This window comes from Shewanella sp. SM20, assembly GCF_025654545.1.
In the GTDB taxonomy this organism is placed as follows: Bacteria; Pseudomonadota; Gammaproteobacteria; order Enterobacterales; family Shewanellaceae; genus Shewanella; species Shewanella oncorhynchi.
In genome coordinates, this window is sequence record NZ_JAKKRK010000010.1 from 39,562 (window position 1) to 62,880 (window position 23,319).

Genomic DNA, 23,319 nt, shown 5'->3' on the forward strand with positions numbered 1-23,319 from the left:
CAACAATCCTTTACATAAAGGCTTTAGTGAACGCTTCCTTCGACTGGCGAATGTAGTTACGGGCGCTTTTGGCGTGCTGCTCCCACACGGCGCGGTCGCTAGGATCGGTAAAGGGGTTTTGCTCGGCGGCAATTGAGCGCTCAAATTTGTCGTAGAAGGTCAGCATGGCCGAAGTGATCTGATTAAAACGTTCCTTGAACTCTTGAAATTCATCAATCTTCTCAGTGGTTTTAATCATGTACTGCACTAACTCTGCATTGCTGTTCGAAGCCAATAGCGCCTCAGCTTTAGCACTGATATTGGCACTCGCCTCAGCAATCACCAGCGCGCGTGCCTGCTCGTCTTTACTCATCACTCGGCTGTAATTTTCAGGTGTGCGGGCAATACTGGCATGCTGTAAGTAACTGCGCAGATGCTTATCGAGATCCTTACGGAAATTATCTAAGTTCTTCTGCATACTGACTAAATCATTGTCGAGTGCAGTGACTTGTTGCAGTTCTTTTTCGATTTCAGACATAAACCGTTCGGCCTGCTGATAAATTTTCAGGCCATTTTCTTCAGCAAACTTTTTATCACTACGGCTTAAGTCACTGTTGTCATAATTAGAGCGATCAAAAGTCGCAGCTAAGAATGACTTAAAGGGTTCGGCAAAGGCGGAATACGCACCGGCACTAACCACGTTTAAGGTGGCAGTAGCTAAGTCACCAAAGGGTTTCACCATAGAGCCTAAACGCGCCTGTTGGAGAGGCGATGCCACACGTTTAGCGTCAGTTAAAACCGACCTAAAGGTGTTATATCCCATAGGGTTAGACATTTTATTGCGCTCAGACGTCGCCAACACAAAGGTGATACTTGAATAAATAGCATTCGAGTACTCGAGGTATTGTCTTTGGCTCTCGAGCTGGGCGGCATAATTTTTACCTAAAGTACGAAATGACTCAGACTGCACTTCGTAATTCTTATCAGCTTTCAGCTTATCTAAAATCCCGCCGATAATTTTCTGCTCATTTTTTTGCAGGGCCATATCAAGGCGAATTTTACCTAAGCTCAAATCGTCCAAACTGATAGGGCCATTAATAGCCTCAATATCAAGACGGATATATTGGCGACTCGGATCATCAATAGACACTCGGTGTGCTAAATATTCGTTAGCCCCAGGGGTGATATCGATTAAAGCAACATGCTGCCACTGGGCATCGAGCTTTAATACTGGAGAGGTCAATACATTGATGCGATATTGGGTTTGAGTATTCTGGGTTTTGACCCAAAACTCTAATAGACCCGCTTCAGAAATAGGGTACTTACTGACGATACTGCTATTGCCTTCGACGCAAAGCAGCGCACTTTCACCTGTGTGAGGTTCAGCGCCTTCAAATTGACAACCCATGATCCACGACCAAGGTTGAGATAAACGATTGCCTTCGAAGTCGCTGGCAAACACTAACTCATTCTCTTTGGCACTGGCATTAACTGTCGTTAACACGCCAAGCAACAGCATAGAAATGACTGAAGTGGTGCGCATAAGGGCCTCATAAAACATAAATTACTAAAATCAACGAGCGAGTCATTCGGCTCAATACCCAGTTATATCAACGATCAATCGACCCAAAAGCCTAAGCGAACTCAGTCTATTAATTGAGGACTATAGCCTCGACTTAAGAGCACGCATGGATAAGTCATTTTTGATTGCAGATTAAACCAGCGAAATGTACCAGAGGCCATCATCCCACGCTAGCCCTAAGTCATGTTTAACGACGAAAGATATGTGGGCAATTACAATCGGGGCCATTAATCGCCCCAATTGTAAAATTTACGTAAAAATAAACACTTATACCTCGGCTAAAGGTTACTTGCCTCGCCCCTTGTCTTGTCAATATATCAGGCGAAACCAATACAACCCAAAGCAAGGATTAATGCAGACGTGCCTCGACTCGCTTCATGGCGTAAAACATCCATATCGTCAAGATAGTGCTACAGGTCGCGAGCGACACCCACACACCAATCACGCCGAACGCCCATGCAAAGCAGTAGATGATCGCAGCGATAAGAATAAGCTTAGCGCCCGTCAGCATAGAAGCTTGTTTCGAACAGTTAATCGCTTGGAAGAAACTCGCACCGACTAAGATTAAGCCTTCCATAGGCAAGCCCCAAAAATACCAGCGCATACCTTCAATCGCCACTGGGGTTAAATTCGGATTATCACCGGCAAACAAATACACTAACCATTCAGGGCGAGAATAAATCAGCGCTAAACCTAAAGCTGCGGTAAGTAACGTCATACCAAAGGCAATATTGCGCGCTTGTTTAACCCTGTCAAAACGCCCAGCTCCCGCGTTAAAGCTATAAATGGGTTGAGTACCAAGCGCAATGCCCTCAAAAATCAGATAGAAAAACGCTTCGGTGTAACTCACCACACCATAGGCGGCCACATGTAATGGACCGCCAACCCACAAAAAAGCCGTATTATGCAGGGTTAACACTATCGACAAATACAGATTCATCAAAAAGCTGGGGAAACCAACGCGGGCTATATTAAGGCAATTATCGAGCTTGAGCTTCATCTGCTCAAAAGTGATTTTAAGCTGAGTGCGCGGACTGAAAAAATGCTGTAAACACAAAAGCCCCGTTACCGCCTGCGACAACATAGTCGCAATCGCTGCACCTGCTAAACCAAAGGGGAAAACCACAATAAACAGCCAGTCTAAGAAAGTGTTTAATACACCACCCAAAATCAGCACCCAAGTCACCATAGATGGCCTGCCATCATTACGCAGCAGTGTGGTAAAGGTCATTGAAATTATGGGGAAATGACACAGTGCAAAATACCAGAATAAGTATTCGTTAGCGTTTTCGAGCATCTCCCCTTGCGCCCCGAGAGCAACCAAAATATCTCGCGAAAATATCCCACCAACAAGGGCAAAAAAGCATCCCGTTAATAAACATAACGTAAAGGCATTACCCAGTAGTTTACGGGCCTTGACTACATTACCTTGGCCAAGATTGATTGACACTAATGCCGCGCTACCCATACCTATCATGGCGCCAATAGCGTATAAAATCGCGCCAACAGGGTAAGCTAGCATCATCCCCGCCAGCCCTGTTTCACCTAAATAATGGCCAACAAAGATGCCATCAATTGTCACATATACGCCCGTGACCAACATAGAGGCTATGGTGGGTATGGTATAGCGCCAAAAAAGCTTCGCAATCGGCTCCTCGAGCAAGCTCATATCCGCAGGAGCATGATTAGATGTTGTTGCTGTCATTAGCGTTTCTCACAAAAAGGGGGGCTAGAGTCGTATCTATCTAGAAAAATGATCGAGTGAACAAAAATGCGACAATGGATTGTACCTAAAAATAGCGAGAACTCAAAGCATGTTCATTGTGAATAATTAACAATAAAGATTAATCATCACAATGACTTAAGAAGAAACAGTCCAATTTCAGCCAAATGACAAACTCAGTACAGTTCAATAACAGATGTGGGTTAATTCATCATTTTCTGCTACTTTTTTGGTGTTTAAGGCCGAATTAGGTAAAGTATCCGTTCAAGCAAGCCCATTAACGTATTTAAGCAAGATGAAATCATTAACTTTATAAATTTAAGCTTTTGATAATTAATGGGTTAAACAGAAATAAATTCAATAACAATAATAAGGGAAGGACATGAGTCAGAATAGTCCAAATGCAGGCAACGATCTGCGAGAAGTCAAACAGCTCGGCATGTGGGCCTCCATTACTAGCTTAGGTTATGTGTTTTGGTTAGTTGGCGGTATGGAGTTAGTCGAGCGTATCGCCTACTACGGTGTTAAAGCCAGTGCAGGACTGTATGCTAAAGCGCCAGAGTCTGCGGGCGGCCTTGGGATCAGCCTGAGTGACTACGGCATTATTATTTCCCTCTGGGCGATCATGCAAACCTTTGTGCCCGTGTTCACCGGTGGCATGTCTGACCGAGTGGGCTACAAAGAAACCATCTTCGGCTCCACCATCATTAAAATCTTTGGCTATCTCGTCATGGCATTCTTCCCCAGCTTTTGGGGCTTCCTTGTCGGTGCATTACTCCTTGCCATAGGCACAGGGATATTTAAACCGGGCATTCAAGGCACCTTAGTGCTGTCCACTAATCGCAATAACACTTCAATGGCTTGGGGCATTTTTTACCAAGTTGTAAACATTGGCGGTTTCCTCGGGCCTTTAGTTGCCGTGCATATGCGCCAATTGTCTTGGGACAATGTATTTTTCGCCTGCGCCGCGATTATCTCACTCAACTTCTTATTCTTACTCACCTATACCGAGCCAGGTAAAGCCGAGCGACTGGAACGCAATAAGCAAATAAAATCAGGTGAAGTCGAACAAGAATCCCTGTGGCGTGATGCTTGGCGCGAGTTGAAAAAGCCGATTGTGATCTACTATATGCTCGTTTTTTCAGGCTTTTGGTTCCTGTTCAATGCCCTATTCGATGTGCTGCCTATCCATATTTCCGAATGGGTCGATACCAGCGTAATCGTCACCTCCCTCTTTGGCAGCGAAGGCACCAGTAACGGTATTCTACAATTTTGGCTTGGCCTCAATAACGAAGGCACTAAGGTGATGCCCGAAGGCATGTTAAACCTCAATGCGGGCCTGATCATGACCTGCTGTTTTATCGTCGCGGCACTGACGGCTAAATACCGTATCACTACCGCTATGTTTATTGGTTGTTTGCTGAGTATTTTAGCTTTTGTGTTTATCGGTGCTTTCCATGCGGCATGGTTTATCGTATTCGCGATAGCCATGTTCTCCATTGGCGAAATGATGATTAGCCCGAAGAAAAACGAGTTTATGGGTAATATTGCTCCCGAAGGCAAAAAAGCCATGTACTTAGGATTTGTGATGTTGCCCCAAGGGATCGGCTGGGGATTAGAAGGCTACTTTGGCCCTAAACTCTACGAGATTTATGCATCAAAGGAATTATTTTCGCGGGATTTATTGCTAGAGCGCGGCATGAACAGCACTGAGGTCAGCGCCATTCCTCAAGGTGAAGCCTTTACTACCTTGGTGAGTTACACAGGTGAAAACGCACACGATCTCACCCAATTGCTATACCACAGCCATAACATTGGCATGGCATGGTACATCATCGCCGCCATAGGGACTATCTCAGCGGTAGGGATTTACATCTATGGTAAGTGGTTACTCACACTACAAAGAGCCCAGCAAGCCGCCTAAGTGAAACTCGCTGACCTCATTCTGGGCAAGGACGACAAAGACAAGATAAGGGCTAGATGATGGCAAGGTGAGGAGCAATCCTCATCTTGCCTCATCAGTATCAGAAAGGACGCGTCAGCAGTTCAGGCGTAAAATGTTCGGGCGAAAGCAATAGGCCTAAGCTCTCGATTTGCGTATTAAGACGATTGAGATCTTGAGTCAGTGCCGGCAAGGTCAGCGTATTGTCATCGAGTTCATACACTTGCCTTAAACTGGTGTAATAAAACAGCAGTATAATCAAAGCATTCACGTCATTTTGCGCTGCAGCGGCTTTAATCTTTATCAACTTACGATAAATACGATTATGGAGTTGCTTTAATTGCCACACATAATAAATTTCACTGAAAAAAGGTCGGTCTTTTAAGTTGTAAATCACGGCGCTACACAGACCCAGACTGAAAATTACGCCTAAGAGATTCAAGTGAAAATTACCTGTTGGCTCACCTGGCACTGGCGTCGCCCCAAACAGCGCAATGAGTCCAGTACCAAAAATCAGTGATAACACGACTAAGCTAACAACTAGAATAACGATGAATAAATTCATGTTTTTACGATACAAGGTTTTATCTATTTCCTGCAGCTTCATAACATCCCGCTCAAATAAACCGCCCAGCATTGGGGTATAAATCAATGAATGGCAGAGCATACCCCAATCCCCTTTATTCGGCCTTAACTGATTTAAACGCATAGCTAAAATACATTTCTCATTCTCACTTACAAACGATACAAATTGAAACTTTTAGGCGTAACTAAGCAGGCTGAGGGATAGGATGATGTATCGATTAAAGATCAACGGCTTAATGCCCTTACGATTAATCTTCCATTTATTTCAAAACATTAAAATGTTAACGTTCGATCAAATCTGGGTAAAATTTGCTAACCTTAACCCTAGTGAATTGCATAACAATAATCGCCGCTTTTACGAGAGACAGTGTTCTAACCTCCCGCATTCAAACCACACAAGGAATGCCATGATACTCAGCAAAGGCTTTGCACAAGTCGTCCTTTTGGCGCTCAGCAGCCTTTGCTTGACTGCACAGGCCAAAGACCTGCTTGCAGTGGGTTCGAGTTTCAGTCAAATTTTTGAACTACAAGCCAATGGCGAATATACCGGCTTAGGTGTCGATATTTTGAATCGCTTCGCCCAGCAGCAAAGTGTGAACATTCACTATCAAATTACCCCATGGCGCCGCGCTATCTCTATGGTTGAACGTGGCCAAGCGGATATTCTTATTGGTCCCTACGATACCCCAGAACGTAATGCCAACTTGGTTTTTGCGGCGAAGGCATTTTACCGCGATGATATGGTGTTTTATGCTCGGGCAGACAATGAAATAGTGTGGAATGGCGACTATGCCAGTATTAAAACGCAACGGATTGGAAAAATGCAGGGCTGGAGTTATGGCACACGGTTTACTGAACAAACTAAATCATTAAATATCAATGAATTTGTCGATATTAAAAGTGGTATAGAACGGCTTTCGCGGGGTGATTTAGATTTACTCGCCACCAATAGTCGCAATACAAATGCAGTGCTCGCCCAAATCAAAATCCCTAAAGCAATTACGCCAATCATGCCGATAATCGATGTGCGAGACGGCTTTATGGCTTTTCCGAAACAAGCTAAATTTGATCCGCTAAGAACTCGTTTTGACAGCTTCTTCGAGGAGATGATCCAAAATGGCACACTCACGACACTCGGCCAAAAATACCGCGTGACCTTGCCTTACTGATCCAACCTTACTGTTCCCACCAAATCCGCCCCTCTTACCTATGCTCACACCTGTAATAAAGAGTGATGGGGAACTCTGTTAGCTAAGACAAGTAATCAACTGCAGCTCAATCTCGTCCCAATTAACGTCGTCCATGGTAATCATTTCTAGTCTGGAATCTAAGGTGTCATCGAGTTCAACCACACTAAACTCATGGTCAATCCAGTTAAATCCTGCAATTCCATCAGTAGTGATCATCACAGCCTTTAATCTAAGCAACACTTGCCCAACGTTGGATGACTGAGCTTGCCGCTGAATAAAATCCATTAATTTATCAAAATCAAATTCTTGACTCGGTTCAAACACCCAGCCGCAGCTAAAACAACCTTCACCTTGATTCTGCTTTCGCACTATACCGCGATCATCAAAATCAAGTGCGGCTTCGATTGCACCTTCGGCAAAGAGGCTCAACTCACTCAAGCGAGAACCACCAGCACGAAACAAGCTTGGGGCCGTCGTCGGTAGGCTGCCCAGCTTTAGGCCCGCGCTAGCATGCCCATTTATATTGAGTGACACGCGCCTTGGTTGGTTAAGATAGTCCAGTAAAGCGCTAGGTAAAGGCTGTTGATTAGAGTGGCTCACTACAGGAATATCAGTACGTTCAATATGGCTTAAATAAGTCTGCAATTCATAGAGTAACTTAGTATTTTCAGCATCATACAAGTCAGACTTAGTTGCGATGATCACATCGGCCACTTGCAACTGTTGGATAAAATTTGCATGTTCGCGATAGCGAGGATCGTGGATCTTACGCGCGTCCACCAAACATAGGGTGCTACGCAGTGAAATCACATTCTGATAATGGGGCGCACTCAGTACTTTAATGATTTCATTAGGATGCCCAAGCCCAGTCGGTTCTATCAATAAACGGTCAGGTTTCGCTTTCGCAATCAACTGATTGATGGCCACTTGTGTTGGTACGCCCGCGGCGCAGCACATACAGCCACCCGCAACCTCACGAATTTGTATGCCGTTATCGGAGGAATTCAGTAACCCCGCATCAATGCCGACCTCACCAAATTCATTGACCAGTACTGCCCAAATTTCATCCGCGGGTTTAGTCGCCAGCAATTGCTTAATCAGAGAGGTTTTACCTACACCTAAAAAACCTGTAATGATATTGGTGGGAATCGCTTTGATAATCATAAGGAAACTCGCTCGAATAAAAAGCTTGGCGCTCGAGTGTAGAAGTATTGGCTTTGAAGCTCAACAAAAAGCGCATCGGTGAGGATGCGCTTTTAGAATAGCGACAGGCTATGTAGCAAAATATGCAACTGACTATTCAACAGTCAAATCAACAAACTAGGTAACCGTTAGACGGCTAAGCTAATAGGCACTTTGCACTTATTAGCCTTGATTGTTGTGCTTAGCTTATTTTGACTTAACTTATTTTGACTTAGCCTATTTTGACTTATTGGTGCGAGAGCCAAAACCTGACTTATTGCTCACTAAATTCGACTTAGGTTTAGTCGCATTAAACGGCTTACCTGAGCCAGAAGCTGACTTAGCACGGCTAGAAGATTTCTCGCCACCTGCTTTGCTGTCCTGCGCTTTACCTTTCGCGTACTTACCCTGACGAGACTGACCAATAGTGCGATCCTGCGGCGCCTTATGGCTCCACTTTCCAATCGGCTTAATCGGTGCTGCGGGCGCATCACGGTAACGAGCAGGCAAAGGCGTGCCTTCTTCATAACCCGGTTGTACCGACACGGGCAGTTTCTGCTCAATCAAGGCTTCAATTTCAGCGAGCATTTCATCGTCAGAAGGTGAAACAAACGAAATCGCGCGACCCGTTAATCCTGCTCGGCCAGTACGACCAATACGATGGATATAGTCTTCGGCGAGGAAAGGTAATTCAAGGTTGATCACCATAGGCAAGGCATGAATGTCTAAACCACGAGCAGCCACATCGGTCGCCACCAGCACCCGCAATTTACCGGCTTTAAACTCTTCCAACACCCGATTACGGGCGCCTTGTGTTTTATCGCCGTGGAATACACCTGCGGCTATGCCATCAAGCTTTAATTCTTGTAATAAATGCTCGGCGCTTTCTTTCGTGCAGGCAAACACCAGCACTTGGCGCCAATTGTTGCGGCCAACCAATTCAGACAACAGCTCGGCTTTGCGACGTTTATCAACGCGATAGACTTCCTGCACAACTGTGGATGCGGTAGTCGTGTCAGCAACATTCACCCACTGAGGTTCATTCAGCATTTTCTCGGCGAGTTGTTTGACTGCATCGCTATATGTGGCTGAAAACAACATGGTTTGATGCTGCGGCGCAATTAAGCGTTTCACTTTTTCAATGTCGCGCACAAAACCCATGTCTAACATACGGTCGGCTTCGTCAATCACTAATGTGGTAACGCTCGACAAATCTAACTGGAATTGGCCGATAATATCGAATAAACGACCAGGAGTTGCCACCAAAATATCAACGCCCTGCTCTACCCCTTTACGCTGGGGATTCATGTTGGCGCCGCCGTAAACCGCTAAGGTTTTCAGTGGTAGGAACTGGCTGTATTTTTGGATATTTTCGCAGACTTGAATCGCAAGTTCGCGGGTTGGAGTCATCACCAACGCGCGTAAAATCGGTTTATCATTGCTGTCGCTTGTTAAAGAATCAGCCGCCAACTTTTCAAGTACAGGCAGAGCAAAGGAAGCCGTCTTACCTGTACCCGTTTGGGCGCAGGCCATAATGTCTTTGCCTTCAAAGGCAAGCGGGATCACTTTCTCTTGCACTTGAGTGAGTTGCTGATAGCCACACTCAGTTATCGCATTCAAAATAGGAGAAGATAAACCGAGTGTTTCAAATTTCATAGGGACTCTTTAGCTAAGTAGTAAAACTTTGATGCGAGGTGATACTCAATGCCCCAACGCGGGGCCGCGGAGTCTAGCAAAATCCGCGGCGTTTTTATAGGCAATTATCGCCACTAAGTTAATATCTCCTCAGACATGGGAGACTAAAAGCGGATCCTGTAAGTATTTTTGGCTAAATTCACCCGAAGGCACAGGTCTTGAGAACAAGTAACCTTGGCCGTAGTCACAGCCTGCAGCCAACAACACTTGGCACTGCGCATCGGTTTCGACACCTTCGGCAATCACCTTCATTCCCAACTTGTGGGCCATCACGATAATCGCCTCGCAGAGAATTTGATCGTTTGAATCGGTATCGATATGGCGGGTAAAAGATTGATCAATTTTAAGATAATCAATGTCAAACTTTTTCAAATAGGCAAGTGACGAATAGCCAGTACCAAAATCGTCCAGCGACACTTGCACACCCGCATCGCGGTAGGCCAGTAGTTTTTCGGTTACACCCATACTGGCATCCAATAACAAGCCTTCGGTAATTTCAACGCACACGCCCGCGCCTGTAATATTAAGATCTTGCAATAACTTCAACCAATCATTGAGCAGCGTGCCTTCATCACGAAATTGGATTGGGGATTTATTGACGCTGATTTGGATTTCAACCCCTAATTCATGACGCCACGCCGCACTCTGGCGAGCGGCTTGCTCGAACACCCAATTGCCGATTTCAACAATCAAGCCAGTATCCTCCGCCACAGGAATAAACTCAGCAGGCGACACAGCACCACGCTCTGCATGATGCCAGCGGATCAAGGCTTCAGCCTTGGTCACTTCACCCGTTGCTAAGGCAACAATCGGCTGATAATGCAGTTCAAATTCTTTATTCACGACCGCTTGACGTAAGTCTTGGATCAAGCGCATGCGGTATTTGGCGTATTCCTGCATCGATGGAGTGAAATAGTTGAAGCGATTACGCCCTTGATCTTTCGCCGCATACATAGCCTGATCCGCATGCTTGAGAAGCCCTTCAATACTGGTCGAATCATCGGGATATAAAGTAATCCCAATACTGACGCTGATATAAGCGGTTTCTTCCCCTAACACATAGGGTTCGGCAATTCGTCGCAAAATATTCTCGGCGACGCGCTCAATCCCCTTATGGTCTTCCATCGAACTTAACACCACAGTAAATTCATCGCCGCCAAGACGCGCCACGACGTCGGCATCACGCACACAGGATTTCAAACGACTCGCGGTTTCTATCAGCAGTAAATCGCCCATGGCATGGCCTAAGGTGTCATTCACTTCTTTAAAGAAATCTAAGTCCAAGAACAATAAAGCAAAGTGGTTGCGATTGCGGTCGGCATTTTTCACTTCGCTGCTTAAATACTCCAACAACATGCGCCGATTGGGCAACCCCGTCAGCGTATCGTAGTTGGCTTGTTTCCAAATCAGATGCTCATTTTGCTTCTTATCGGTAATGTCTGAGAACAGGGCAACACGTCGATAGGGATGGCCTTCTTTGTCATTAATGGTATTGATGGTTAACCAGATGACATATTCTTCGCCATTTTTGCGCCGCTGCCACATTTCCCCCTGCCATTGGCCTTTCTCGCGGATATCATTATTCATTTTGGTGTAAAAATCGCGGCCATTGAGGTCACAATAAAGCAGCCGAATATGTTGGTCCCGCACTTCAAATTCGCGATAACCCGTCATCACACTAAAGGCGGCATTGACGGTAATAATCACGCCCTTTTCATCGAGGACACTCATGGCTTCAGAGCTGTTATCGTAAACCAGTGCCGACAACTTTAAGGATTCTTCGATAAGTTTTGCGTCGGTAATATCGGTATAGGTTCCACACATACGCAGAGCATTGTTGTTTGCATCTCTGCTCACGACTTTACCTGTATCAAGGATCCACCGCACCTTACGGTTTACGGTATTTAAGCGGTACTCCATCTTATGTTGCGCCGTTTCGCCACGAATATGGGCCTCAATCGAATGCAGCACTTTAGGCCTGTCTTCGGCGACTATCGCATCCATCCATTGGCGACTATTAGCGTTGAGCATATCAACATCGCAGCCAAGAATATCGGCGCTGCGGGCGTTACGTTCGATACGATCATTACGAATATCCCAATCCCACACCCCAAGATCGCTACTACTCAACACCAGTTCGAGTTGTTCACGGCTAGCGAGCACCTCTTGGTCAGCAATGGCCTGTGAGGTGATATCTAAATATCCAGCAATAACAAGCAACACGGCATTATTACCACCGCGCTTACAGGCGACTGTCATATGGGTGTAAACCACGCTGCCGTCTTTAACGATAAAACGTTTATCCATCTCGTAATTATCGATATCCCCCCGCAGCATAAGCTCAAATTTCAGGGCATCCGCTTCTAAATCATCGGGATGGGTAATTTGTGCCCACGTCATCCGTAGCAATTCAGCTTCTGAATACTTGAGCATTTGACATAACCGTGGATTCACCTTTATCCACTTTTGATCTATCCCCGTTATTGCAATACCAATATTGCCCGCGTTGAATTGGCTCCTAAAAAGAAAATCATCCTGCAGACGAATTTGTTCATCACGCTCTAATTCAAAACGTCGCGATAACAAGCGGCTCAATAGCCAAGTCGCAATCGGGAAAATGGTCAATACTGGGAGGGTCACTTTGGCGAGTAATGGCATTGCTATGCCATCGGGTAGAAATAAGAACCACAACAACATCACGATATGAACGGTATAGGCAAAGAGAAAAATTTCTCCACCTGAAATATTGGCTAACAGAGACTTACGATATTGACGCCAGATCACCCCGATTAAACCGGATGACACTATCACGCCGACGCCAATCCATATACCAGCGCCACCGATACTGATGCGATACAGCGCCGTCATCACGACAGCCACTAAGGTCGGTAAACCACCGAAAAATAGACCAGAAATACAGAGAATAACTGAACGGGTATCAAAGAAAACGCCAGGCAAATATACCCAAGGCGTACTCATAATAGTGATACCAATACCACCGATGAGCATCCCAATAATGATGCGCCACAGTAAAAAATACTGCCGCTGATGCTTTTTAGGAATCACGTCGTACAAAAAGACCAACGCCAGCAATAAAGCCGCATTTTGTACTAACGGAAAGAGAATACCTTTATCCATAACTCAGAGAGCGACTCCAAAAATGAGGGGGCTTGATACCATTTTAACATTCCCCCACAAGTGTAGCAGAATCACTTAGAAATCATGCGTTAATTCCCTTTGCCGCATCACACTTTGGACTTACCACATTACATTTTGCAATAGAGTTGTTGACGATATTGCTCTGCAATAGAATGCCAGTCAAAACGCTGTGCCATGGCCGCAGCACGCACTTGTGGCCATGTTTTCCCCTCGAAACAAGCAATGGCTTGCGTCAACCTTTGCAGAAACGCTTCGGCCTGCTCATTTAAGCTATTGCCGTTAAAAGCAAAACCATTAACGCCATCCTCAACGGTATCCTTTAAACCGCCTACACTATGCACTAAACATGGCTGTCCCGCGCGCATGGCCAACATTTGACTGATGCCACAGGGCTCAAAGGAACTTGGCATCAAAAACAGATCGCCATGCTGATACAGCGCTTCGGATAACGCCTCGTTGTATCCCTGCAAAAATAATAGGTTATCGTATTTAGCCCCTAACGCTTGAAAAGACTTAGCAATCGATGCATCGCCACTGCCGAGTAAAATCAGCAGCGCCGTCGGTTTTGTTTGCTTCAATGCTTTAAGTAAGGTTTCAAGCACAGATAAACCCGAGGGCAATTGATGGCGCAGCAGTAAGACTTTTTGATCGGTCAAACGGCCCACCGAAGTCAATAACAGATTCGGTACTTGCTCCGCCATTGCTTGACGCCAATGGGCTTGGGTGCGGGCAAAAGCAATCATGTCCACGCCACTCACTTGCGTTTGATGCCCCTGCCATTGCACTAACGCAGTTTCAATCGCACTGAGCAATTGCTTGAACTCGGGTACTTGAATACGCGCAGGTGGCTTAGCGGGTAAATCCGATACTGACGAATATACACAGCCATTTAAAATCCCCACCACTTTGCCGTCATTGGCCTTGACCTGTAAGTCATGTTCTAGCCCTTCACCACCAAAGAATCCCGCCTCTGGTTTGGAGGGCTGCAACACTTCTTTGGCATAACTGGGCGAGACTAAATGCACTTTGTCGCTCAGCACTATGCCCATACGCATAGGGTTAACACAGTAGGGATAACGGGGATCAGTAATTAACTGTTTTTGCCCCAGCGTCAAAGTGGCAAACAGCTCGGGAAACCAAGCCGCAAAGGAGGATGAGTCTTGGCTTAAGGGACGTATCCCCTGCAGTGCAAGATTGTGGATAGAGAACACACACTCAATTTCTTTGAGAACACTGAACTCAGGCACGAATGCTCTTAACATGGCTAAGCAGCCCGCATGCCAGTCATGTAAATGCAGCACAGTCGGCATAGGCACTCGGCCAGTAACTAATGCTGTCGCGACGCTCGCGCAAAGGAAAGCAAACTTAGTCGCATCGTCGGCGAAAGGACGCTCGGCACTGCCTTGGCTATAAATCTGCCCAGGTACGGATTGCCATAATGCATGTTCGAGCAGATAAATCATCGCCTCTGGCACATGGGGATGGGGCATGGCAAACAAATGCACTCGCTCCAAGCGACCACCAAAGGCCACAGTTAACTCACCCAGATCTTGGGGTTGATTCGCTACCGCAGTTAAAAAGCCATAGCTTGGCATGATCACATCGGCGCACAAATCAACACCCGCCAGAGCGGCGGGTAAATCACGGATGACATCCGCCATACCGCCAACCTTGGCGCCCGCAAGGGCACCGTTTTCAGCCGCGACCATCAAAATGCGTTGTTTCAATTAATTGGATACTCCCGCTACTTCAACTGTGCAGCTTTTATTAAGCTGCCTATACCTAAGCCATTTTTACTTTAATGATCAGTTTACTTTAATGATCAAAGCACTATTCATAGCCTACAGGCAAACCTAGCATGTCACGGGTCACTAAGGTGACGCCTTTTTCCGACACCCTAAAGCCTTTAGCTCTGTCGTGATCATGGTTATAACCTATCACCATGCCTTCGGGAATAATGCAGCCACGGTCAAGTATCGCATTCTTGATTTTGCAATGGCGCAGCACGACTACATCGGGTAGCACTACTGAATCTTCAACTAACGAATAAGAACAAACGCGCACTTCGTTAAACAATACACTACGGCGCACTGTCGCCCCCGAAATAATACAACCGCCCGAAACAATCGAGTCCAACGCCATACCGCGTCTATCATCGTCATCAAACACAAATTTAGCGGGTGGTAATTGTTCTTGGAAAGTCCAAATTGGCCATTTCGCATCGTACAAATTCAGTGCTGGCGTAGGCGATAACAGTTCCATATTCGCTTGCCAGAAAGAGTCTAGCGTACCCACATCGCGCCAATAGGCTTGCTCGTTCGGGAAAGCGCTCTTAAAGGGATAGGCGAACACATTATGTTTTTCGATGATCGCAGGAATAATATCCTTACCAAAATCGCGATCTGAGCTTTCATTTAAGGCATCTTTCTTGAGCTGGTCAAACAAAAACTCTGTGTTAAACACATAGTTGCCCATAGACGCTAAACACATTTCAGGATTACCCGGAGAATGCTTAGGTTGCAGCGGCTTTTCTTCAAAGCCTAAAATGCGCATCTCTTCATCGACTTCCATCACCCCAAACGAACCCGCAGCTTCGGCAATCGGCACTTCAAGGCAAGAGACTGTCATATCTGCGCCCGACTCGGCATGCGCGGCTAATAACCCAGCATAATCCATGCGATACACGTGATCGCCAGACAACACCATCACGTATTTAGGCAGCTCGTGGCGAATGATATCGATATTTTGAAATACCGCATCGGCCGTGCCTTGGTACCAGTTTTCCGAATAGCGTTGTGAAGCGGGTAAAATCTCCACCGACTCGCCCAGCTCCTTCTTAAAATGGCCCCAACCGCGCATCACATGGCGGATCAAAGAATGCGACTTGTACTGAGTCACAACCCCGACACGACGAATACCCGAGTTAATACAATTTGAGAGCGGGAAATCGATAATACGAAACTTACCACCGAAATACAGTGCAGGTTTAGCACGCCAATCCGTGAGTTCATGCAAGCGAGACCCGCGCCCACCAGCTAAAATCAACGCATAGGTTTCACGAGTTAAATTACTGATATAACGAACATTAGACATAGGCTCTTACTCCGAAATCGGCAAACTGATTGCCCATAAATGGCTTATCGATACGGCAGACACTGCCATACTCCCCTGAGTATTTCTCACTTGCATTCCCCATTCCTTCCATTGATTGCTGCATTCCTTTCAAACACTTAACGCTTATACTCATCCGCTATAACAAGAGACTTATAACCAAGAGCCCAACCCTTACAGTTTCCAAATTTCATCGCGATAACCTGCGATCGTCACATCACTCGAAAAACGTCCACTGGCGGCGGTATTGCGAATACTCATCTGCGTCCAAACCTGCGGATCTTTATAGGCCCGCGCCACGGCTTCTTGCACGACTCGGTAACTGTCAAAGTCGGCGGCCGTCATCCATTGATCGTCGCTACTTTCGATGGCGGCAATAATGGGATCGAAAATCCCCGGCTCCAGCAGATTGAAGTGACCACTTTTGAGTAACTTCATCACCTCAGATAACGCCGGTGAATCATCAATAATACTGCGTGGATGATAGTGACTACGTACCTGCGAGACCTGCTCCGCATTGAGTCCAAACAGGAAGAAGTTCTCAGAGCCCACTTCCTCTAACATCTCGATATTGGCGCCATCCATAGTGCCGATTGTCAGGGCGCCGTTCATCATGAACTTCATATTGCCCGTGCCCGATGCCTCTTTGCCCGCGGTTGAAATTTGCTCGGACAAATCAGTCCCCGGACAGATTTTTTCCATGGCGCTGACGTTGTAGTTTGGTAAGAAAGCAAAGCGTAGGTAAGGCGTCACCATAGGATCGGAATTGACCATATGAGCAACATTGCTGGCGAGCTTGATGATCAACTTAGCCATAAAGTAACCGGGCGCCGCTTTACCGCCGATCAATACACAACGTGGCACCATGTTTTCGGTGTGGCCTTGCTGGATCTGATGATAGAGATGAATCACATGCAATATGTTGAGTAACTGACGTTTATATTCGTGAATACGCTTCACTTGCACGTCAAACAGCATAGCCGGATCGAACTCAACTCCACATTCCTTAACAATCATCTTAGCCAGCAAAGCCTTGTTGGCTTGCTTCACATCACGCCATTTTTGGATAAACGCATTGTCCTGTGTGAGGGCATTGAGCGCCGTTAACTGGCTTAAGTCTGTCACCCATTCTTGACCTAAATGGGCGGTCAGTAACTTAGCTAAGGCAGGGTTACAATGGGCAAGCCAACGTCTTGGCGTCACACCATTAGTGCGGTTATTAAACTTATGCGGCCACAACTCATAGAAATCCTTAAACAACCCAGATTTGAGTAGTTGCGTGTGTAAACCCGCGACACCGTTGACCGAGAAACTCGCCACAATCGCCAAATACGCCATACGCACATGGGGATGTGGACCATCTTGAATAATTGACATACTCGCCAATTTCTCACTATTTCCTGGCCAATGGTGGGCGACTATATCTAAGTAACGGGCGTTGATTTCATAAATGATTTCTAAGATGCGTGGCAGCATTTGCGCCATCATACGCACGGGCCAACGCTCTAGTGCTTCAGGCAACAGGGTATGGTTAGTGTAAGCCATGGTCTGACTGGTAATAGCCCATGCACTGTCCCATTCCAAACTGTATTCGTCGATCAATAACCGCATCAACTCAGGCACGGCAATGCTAGGGTGAGTGTCATTCAACTGCATGACATTTTTAGCGGCAAACTGCGTAAAATCATGACCATGACGACTCACCCAACGTTTGAGTAAATCCTGCAAGCTAGCGGAGGATAAAAAGTATTGCTGACGTAATCGCAGCTCTTTGCCGTTCTCGCTCGCATCATTTGGATAGAGCACCATAGTGATCTGCTCGGCCAAGTTTTTACGGGCCACGGCTTCCGTGTAGTCGCCTTGGTTAAACTCAGCTAAATCAAAATCATCGGTCGCTTCAGCCTTCCACAATCTCAGGGTATTTACCCGCCCATTGCGATAACCGGGAACTGGCATGTCATAGGCGACGGCGAGCACATCTTGGGTTTCAACCCAAATAATGTGCCGACGGCCTTGTTTATCGACATAGGATTCAGTGTGGCCAAAAAAAGGCACAATCACGTTGTGGGTAGGGACACGCACTTCCCACGGATTGCCTTCGCGCAACCAACGGTCAGGGCGTTCAACTTGGTAACCGTCGACTATCTTCTGGGCGAACATGCCATATTCGTAACGTATGCCATAGCCTGTCACTGATAAGTCCATGCTGGCGCAGCTATCGAGGAAACACGCGGCTAATCGACCTAGGCCGCCGTTGCCTAAACCGGCATCATGTTCGGCCTCTTCTAACTCTTCTAACGATACCGCATAGTTGCTCAAGGCATCACGGCTATCTTGTTGCAAATCTAAACTCAGTAGTGCATTACCTAGTGCACGGCCCATCAAAAATTCAAGGGATAAATACGCCACTTGCTTGCGCTTAAAATGGCTGTCATCCACTCGAGTCTGACGCCAATTGTCTAGCATCTGTTCTTTCACGCTGTAAGCTAACGCTTGAAATAATTCGCAGCTCACGCCTTCGCCACGGCTGAGTCCATAACGTAAATGGCGCTCAAAGGAAGCGGGCAAAGCATCGCAGGGTTCACAAGGCTCAGCGGCTTTAGACTTAGTCTGACGCTTAGCGGGCGCCTTCTTGCTCGCTGCTTTTGACTGAGCTAGTGTTACTGGTTTTTCGCTGGTATTGGGGCTCAGCTCGCTTTTGTCACTCATAGTTAATTCCTTCATTTCCTATAAAATCAGCATGAAAAAGCATGAGACTACGATCTTGCAGTAAGTATCGCGTCGCAGAGATCTGAACATCCAGCGGCTCAGTTTGGGTATGAATAAGGCATTGCCACGGACTCAAGTGCTCGAAAGTCGGCAGGGTAAAAGCGAGAGGATTGTCGTCGGCATTAACCATCAACAGCAAAGCTTGCTGCTTGCCTTGATCTTCTAAATCACCGGAAAGCACCACAGACAAACTGCGGCACATAGATTCGGTCCACAAGCTCTTGGTCATTTGTTCACCTTGGCGACTAAACCAATCTAATCGAGTACCAATATCGGCTAAGGATTCAGCCAATAACTGTTCGTGAATGAAGCGCTTAGCACATAACAGCGGGAAACGTTTGCGCAGGGCGATAAGCTGCTGAGTAAAGGCTAACAGCTCAGTGTCCATGCCCTTTGCCGACCAATCAAACCAGTTCAGTTCATTGTCTTGGCAATAGGCATTATTGTTACCTTGCTGGGTGCGGCCCGTTTCATCGCCGCTCAACAACATAGGCACACCTTGGGATAAAAATAGCGTAGTCAATAAGTTACGTTGTTGACGACTGCGAAGTGCCAGAATTGCGCTATCTTCGGTTTCCCCTTCAATCCCATAATGATGGCTGAAGTTTTCTTGGTGACCGTCGCGGTTATCCTCCCCATTTGCCAAGTTATGGCGCTGGGTATAACTCACTAAGTCTTTAAGGGTAAAACCGTCGTGACTGGTTAAAAAATTAAGACTAGTCGCAGGTGGACGGCCACTGTGTTCAAAAAAATCCCCCGAGCCGTGAAAACGCCGAGCAAATTCGGGCAACATGCTGTGATCGCCGCGCCAAAAGCGGCGCATAGTGTCTCTATATCTGTCGTTCCATTCACTAAAAGCCACGGGGAAATTGCCCAATTGATAACCGCCAGGGCCAATATCCCAAGGCTCAGCAATTAATTTCACTCGGCACAAAACAGGGTCTTGCAACAGCGCATCGAAGAAACCTGAGCCGGGATCAAAACCATAGGCTTCGCGACCTAAGCAAGCCGCCAAGTCGAAGCGAAACCCATCGACGCCCATGATTTCTACCCAATAACGCAGCGAATCTAGTACGAGCTGTAACATACGTGGATGATTGATATTTAAGGTGTTTCCGCAACCCGTATCATTAATATAAAAACGCTTATCATTCGGATGCAGACGGTAATAACTGAGATTATCTATGCCACGAAAACTAAAGGTCGGCCCAAGTCGACTCCCCTCGGCGCTGTGGTTATAGACCACATCGAGGATCACTTCGATACCTGCGCCGTGAAGTGCATCCACCATGGCCCGAAACTCACCAATGTTGTCGGATGATAGATAACTCGGCTCAGGGGCAAAAAAACCGATACTGTTGTAACCCCAATAGTTAGTGAGCTTTTTCTCGAGCAAAAATGGCTCAGTGAAAAAGGCCTGTACAGGAAGTAACTCGACACACGTCACCCCAAGTTCGGCCAAATAATCGATAGCCGGCTGAGTCGCTAAGCCCGCAAAGGTGGCACGTTTATGGGGTTCAATCTCAGGATGCACCGCCGTAAAGCCTTTAACATGCATCTCATAAATGATACTGCGCTCTAGAGGTTTGGGCTGAAACCTCGTCGCAAGGGGCTGAATCGACTGCTTGGCAGCTATCTCGATTAATGGACGAATGTCCACGACCTTGCATTTTGGCACATAGGCAGCGTTATCTAACTTGCTGAAAGATAAGTCTTCATCCATGTGGTTCAGCTCGTAACCATAGTTAGACTCATGGTCGCAATATTCACCGACGAGCTGGCGCGCATAGGGGTCGAGCAATAATTTATTGGGGTTAAATCTGTGACCAAGCTGAGGCTCATAGGAGCCATAAACGCGATAACCGTAGAGTTGCCCCGCCTTAAGCCCTTGCACAAACACATGCCAGATTTGCTGGGTTTGTTCAGTTAACGCAATACGCGCGACTTCTTGCTCGCCATTGTCATCAAATAAACATAACTCAACCGCTGTGGCGTTAGCTGAAAATAACGCAAAATTGACGCCATCGCCCTCAACATTAGCACCGAGCGGAAAAGGCTCACCTACCCCTAACGCCCATTTTTCGCTTTGAAATGGGTGTTTTTTAGCGTCAGGGTTGAGCTTAATATCATCAGCCGTGGGCTTTTGCATGCTAGTTCGCCTCAGCCAATCCGGTTAACGCAGGCCCTATCACTAGGCAACCCAAGGGTGGCACAGTGATCAGCGCGCTCTGCGCCATTCCTTGCCACGACAGCGGCTCAGCAACCACAGTGCCCGCATTACCTTGATTACTGCCACCATAAATCTGGCTATCGCTATTAAGATATTCGCGGTAATCCCCCGCCAAAGGCAAACCAATACGGAACCCAGTGTGCAATTGAGGCGTCATGTTGATGACAAACACTAACGGCGCATCACCTGCTAAACCGTAACGCACAAAGGTAAAGATGCTGTCGCGGCTATTCTCACAATCTAGCCAACTAAATCCTGCGCCCTCGTAATCCTGAACCGATAAGGCTGGCATTTTTTGATATAAGTGATTGAGATCTTTAAGCCAACGCTGGACGCCTTGGTGCGGCTCGTAAGCCAATAAGTGCCAATCTAAACTCTGGTTATGGTTCCACTCATTTCGCTGACCAAACTCGCAGCCCATAAAGAGTAATTTCTTACCTGGATGCCCCCACATAAAACCGTAATAGGCACGCAGAGTTGCAAATTTCTGCCAATCGTCACCGGGAATTTTATGCAGCAACGAACCCTTGCCGTGGACCACTTCATCGTGACTCACGGACAACATAAATTGCTCGGTATAGGCGTACATTAAACTGAAGGTCAATTGATGATGGTGGAATTGGCGGTAAAGCGGGTCACGACCCAAGTAGCTTAAGCTGTCGTTCATCCAGCCCATATTCCACTTAAAACCAAAGCCGAGACCTTGCTGATCCGTCGGCTTAGTCACCCCCGCAAAAGCGGTGGACTCTTCGGCAATCATGCAAATGCCGGGGAAAGCTTGGTACAAGCGTTGATTCAAAATTTGTAAGAAACTGATGGCCTCGAGATTCTCCCGTCCACCATAGGCATTAGGCAGCCATTGGCCCGGCTCGCGGCTGTAATCGAGGTACAACATAGAAGACACGGCATCGAGACGCAGGCCATCAAAATGAAACTCCCGCAGCCAGTAACAGGCATTACTTAACAAGAAACTGCGCACTTCACCGCGATCATAGTTATAAATCAAGGTATCCCAATCGGGATGTGTGCCCTTGCGAGGATCTTCATGCTCATACAAACAAGTGCCATCGAAACGCACTAAGCCGTGGGGATCCTTAGGAAAATGCGCCGACACCCAATCGAGGATGATACCAATTCCCGCCTGATGGCAGGCATCCACAAAGGCTTTTAACCCATTGGCATCGCCAAATCTGTGGGTCGGTGCATAGAGACCCACGGGCTGATATCCCCACGAACCATCGAAGGGAAACTCGCTGATCGGCATCAGTTCAATGTGGGTAAAACCTTGCTCCTTCACATAGGGAATAAGCTGTTCAATCAAGTCTTGATAATCAAGATATTGCTCGCCTTGCTCTCCCTTACGACGCCACGAACCTAAGTGCACTTCGTAGGCCGACATGGGCGCTTTATGCCAAGCAGTCGCCGCTCGCTTACTCATCCAAGCGGTATCATTCCAGCTATGGTGAGCTTTTTGGGGCACGATAGAAGCATTGTGGGGCGCGCATTCCATTTGGGTTGCCATAGGATCGGATTTAGTATGGCGCTCACCATTTTGATAAACCAAATCAAACTTATAGTGTGCACCTTCAGCCACATTGGGTAAAAATAGCTCCCATAAACCATTGGCAATATGTTGGCGCATCACATGGCGAGTATCGTCCCAATGGTTAAAATCTCCCACCACTGAAACCCGCTTAGCATTGGGTGCCCACACACAAAAATGCACACCTTCGACGCCTTGGGTTTGACGCCAGTTGGCCCCCAAAAATTCATAGGCGCGCTCGGCGCTGCCTTCACCAAACAGGTAAATATCGTCACTATTGAGCAGGGAATCAAACTGATAAGGGTCGACTATATCTAACTGACACAGGGGATATTCCACCCGTAGCAAGTAGAGAAACGGCTTGACGCGTCGTCCCAGAGTGCCGGCGAACAGTCCCTGCTCGTTGACTTTGTCCAGACTCGCTACTTTGCGGCCATCTTTAATGCTGATCACATCTACACTGAGGGCATTGCGTAAAAAACAACGAACAATTAATGCCTTACCCTCGTTGTCACTGTGCATACCCAAGAGCGAAAAAACATCAGTGTATTGACCATTAAGTAGGGCGACGTCGGCACCATCGTAGAAATAGGCATTGGCTTGAGTCATCATTTTTCTTCCGTTTATCA

14 protein-coding genes are annotated in these 23,319 nt (G+C 46.8%); 2 read left to right on the forward strand and 12 right to left on the reverse strand.

The window, feature by feature from the left end:
- Positions 1-10 precede the first annotated feature (10 nt).
- Both L5M18_RS06160 and L5M18_RS06165 read right to left on the reverse strand, forming a co-directional pair.
- Positions 11-1,522: a hypothetical protein gene (locus tag L5M18_RS06160; protein ID WP_263145081.1), complete on the reverse strand. Its 1,512-nt coding sequence runs from the start codon at positions 1,520-1,522 to the stop codon at positions 11-13.
- Positions 1,523-1,910: 388 nt separating this feature from the next.
- Entirely contained in the window at positions 1,911-3,266 is a 1,356-nt protein-coding gene (locus L5M18_RS06165; RefSeq protein WP_028760699.1) for an MATE family efflux transporter, read from the reverse strand.
- Between the two features lie 400 nt (positions 3,267-3,666).
- Here L5M18_RS06165 and L5M18_RS06170 point away from each other — a divergent pair, with 400 nt between their 5' ends.
- Positions 3,667-5,208, forward strand: a complete 1,542-nt coding sequence (locus L5M18_RS06170) for an MFS transporter (RefSeq protein ID WP_028760700.1) — start codon at positions 3,667-3,669, stop codon at positions 5,206-5,208.
- A 100-nt stretch (positions 5,209-5,308) separates the two neighbouring features.
- Here the strand turns inward: L5M18_RS06170 and L5M18_RS06175 are convergent, their stop codons facing one another.
- A complete protein-coding gene (locus L5M18_RS06175) occupies positions 5,309-5,833 on the reverse strand; it encodes a DUF3087 domain-containing protein (protein ID WP_263196284.1) in 525 nt (174 codons plus the stop codon).
- 385 nt (positions 5,834-6,218) lie between these two features.
- On the opposite strand from L5M18_RS06175, the gene L5M18_RS06180 reads away from it, so the two are divergent.
- Positions 6,219-6,980: a substrate-binding periplasmic protein gene (locus L5M18_RS06180; protein ID WP_168823321.1), complete on the forward strand. Its 762-nt coding sequence runs from the start codon at positions 6,219-6,221 to the stop codon at positions 6,978-6,980.
- A 78-nt stretch (positions 6,981-7,058) separates the two neighbouring features.
- On the opposite strand, the gene L5M18_RS06185 is transcribed toward L5M18_RS06180, so the two are convergent.
- From L5M18_RS06185 to glgB, 9 genes are all read right to left on the reverse strand, one after another.
- A complete protein-coding gene (locus tag L5M18_RS06185) occupies positions 7,059-8,165 on the reverse strand; it encodes a CobW family GTP-binding protein (protein WP_263196251.1) in 1,107 nt (368 codons plus the stop codon).
- A gap of 255 nt (positions 8,166-8,420) precedes the next feature.
- Complete coding sequence (locus L5M18_RS06190) at positions 8,421-9,839, reverse strand: DEAD/DEAH box helicase (RefSeq protein ID WP_263196252.1); 1,419 nt, start codon at positions 9,837-9,839, stop codon at positions 8,421-8,423.
- Positions 9,840-9,968: 129 nt separating this feature from the next.
- Positions 9,969-13,016 carry an EAL domain-containing protein gene (locus L5M18_RS06195; RefSeq protein ID WP_263196254.1) on the reverse strand — a complete coding sequence of 1,016 codons (3,048 nt, stop codon included), beginning with the start codon at positions 13,014-13,016 and terminating at the stop codon, positions 9,969-9,971.
- Positions 13,017-13,144: 128 nt separating this feature from the next.
- Entirely contained in the window at positions 13,145-14,764 is a 1,620-nt protein-coding gene (locus tag L5M18_RS06200; protein ID WP_173497056.1) for a glycogen synthase, read from the reverse strand.
- A 103-nt stretch (positions 14,765-14,867) separates the two neighbouring features.
- Positions 14,868-16,130 carry a glucose-1-phosphate adenylyltransferase gene (gene glgC / locus L5M18_RS06205; protein WP_006085131.1) on the reverse strand — a complete coding sequence of 421 codons (1,263 nt, stop codon included), beginning with the start codon at positions 16,128-16,130 and terminating at the stop codon, positions 14,868-14,870.
- On the reverse strand, positions 16,123-16,254 hold the full coding sequence (locus L5M18_RS06210) for a hypothetical protein (RefSeq protein ID WP_263145093.1): 132 nt from the start codon (positions 16,252-16,254) through the stop codon (positions 16,123-16,125). Before L5M18_RS06210 ends, glgC begins: the two co-directional genes overlap by 8 nt.
- Before the next feature lie 68 nt (positions 16,255-16,322).
- On the reverse strand, positions 16,323-18,857 hold the full coding sequence (locus tag L5M18_RS06215; RefSeq protein ID WP_263196255.1) for a glycogen/starch/alpha-glucan phosphorylase: 2,535 nt from the start codon (positions 18,855-18,857) through the stop codon (positions 16,323-16,325).
- A complete protein-coding gene (glgX, locus tag L5M18_RS06220; protein ID WP_263196256.1) occupies positions 18,850-21,066 on the reverse strand; it encodes a glycogen debranching protein GlgX in 2,217 nt (738 codons plus the stop codon). Before glgX ends, L5M18_RS06215 begins: the two co-directional genes overlap by 8 nt.
- Position 21,067: 1 nt before the next feature.
- The gene (gene glgB / locus L5M18_RS06225) at positions 21,068-23,302 is read right to left on the reverse strand and encodes a 1,4-alpha-glucan branching protein GlgB (RefSeq protein ID WP_263196258.1); all 2,235 of its coding nucleotides are present in this window, start codon (positions 23,300-23,302) and stop codon (positions 21,068-21,070) included.
- Positions 23,303-23,319: the final 17 nt, after the last annotated feature.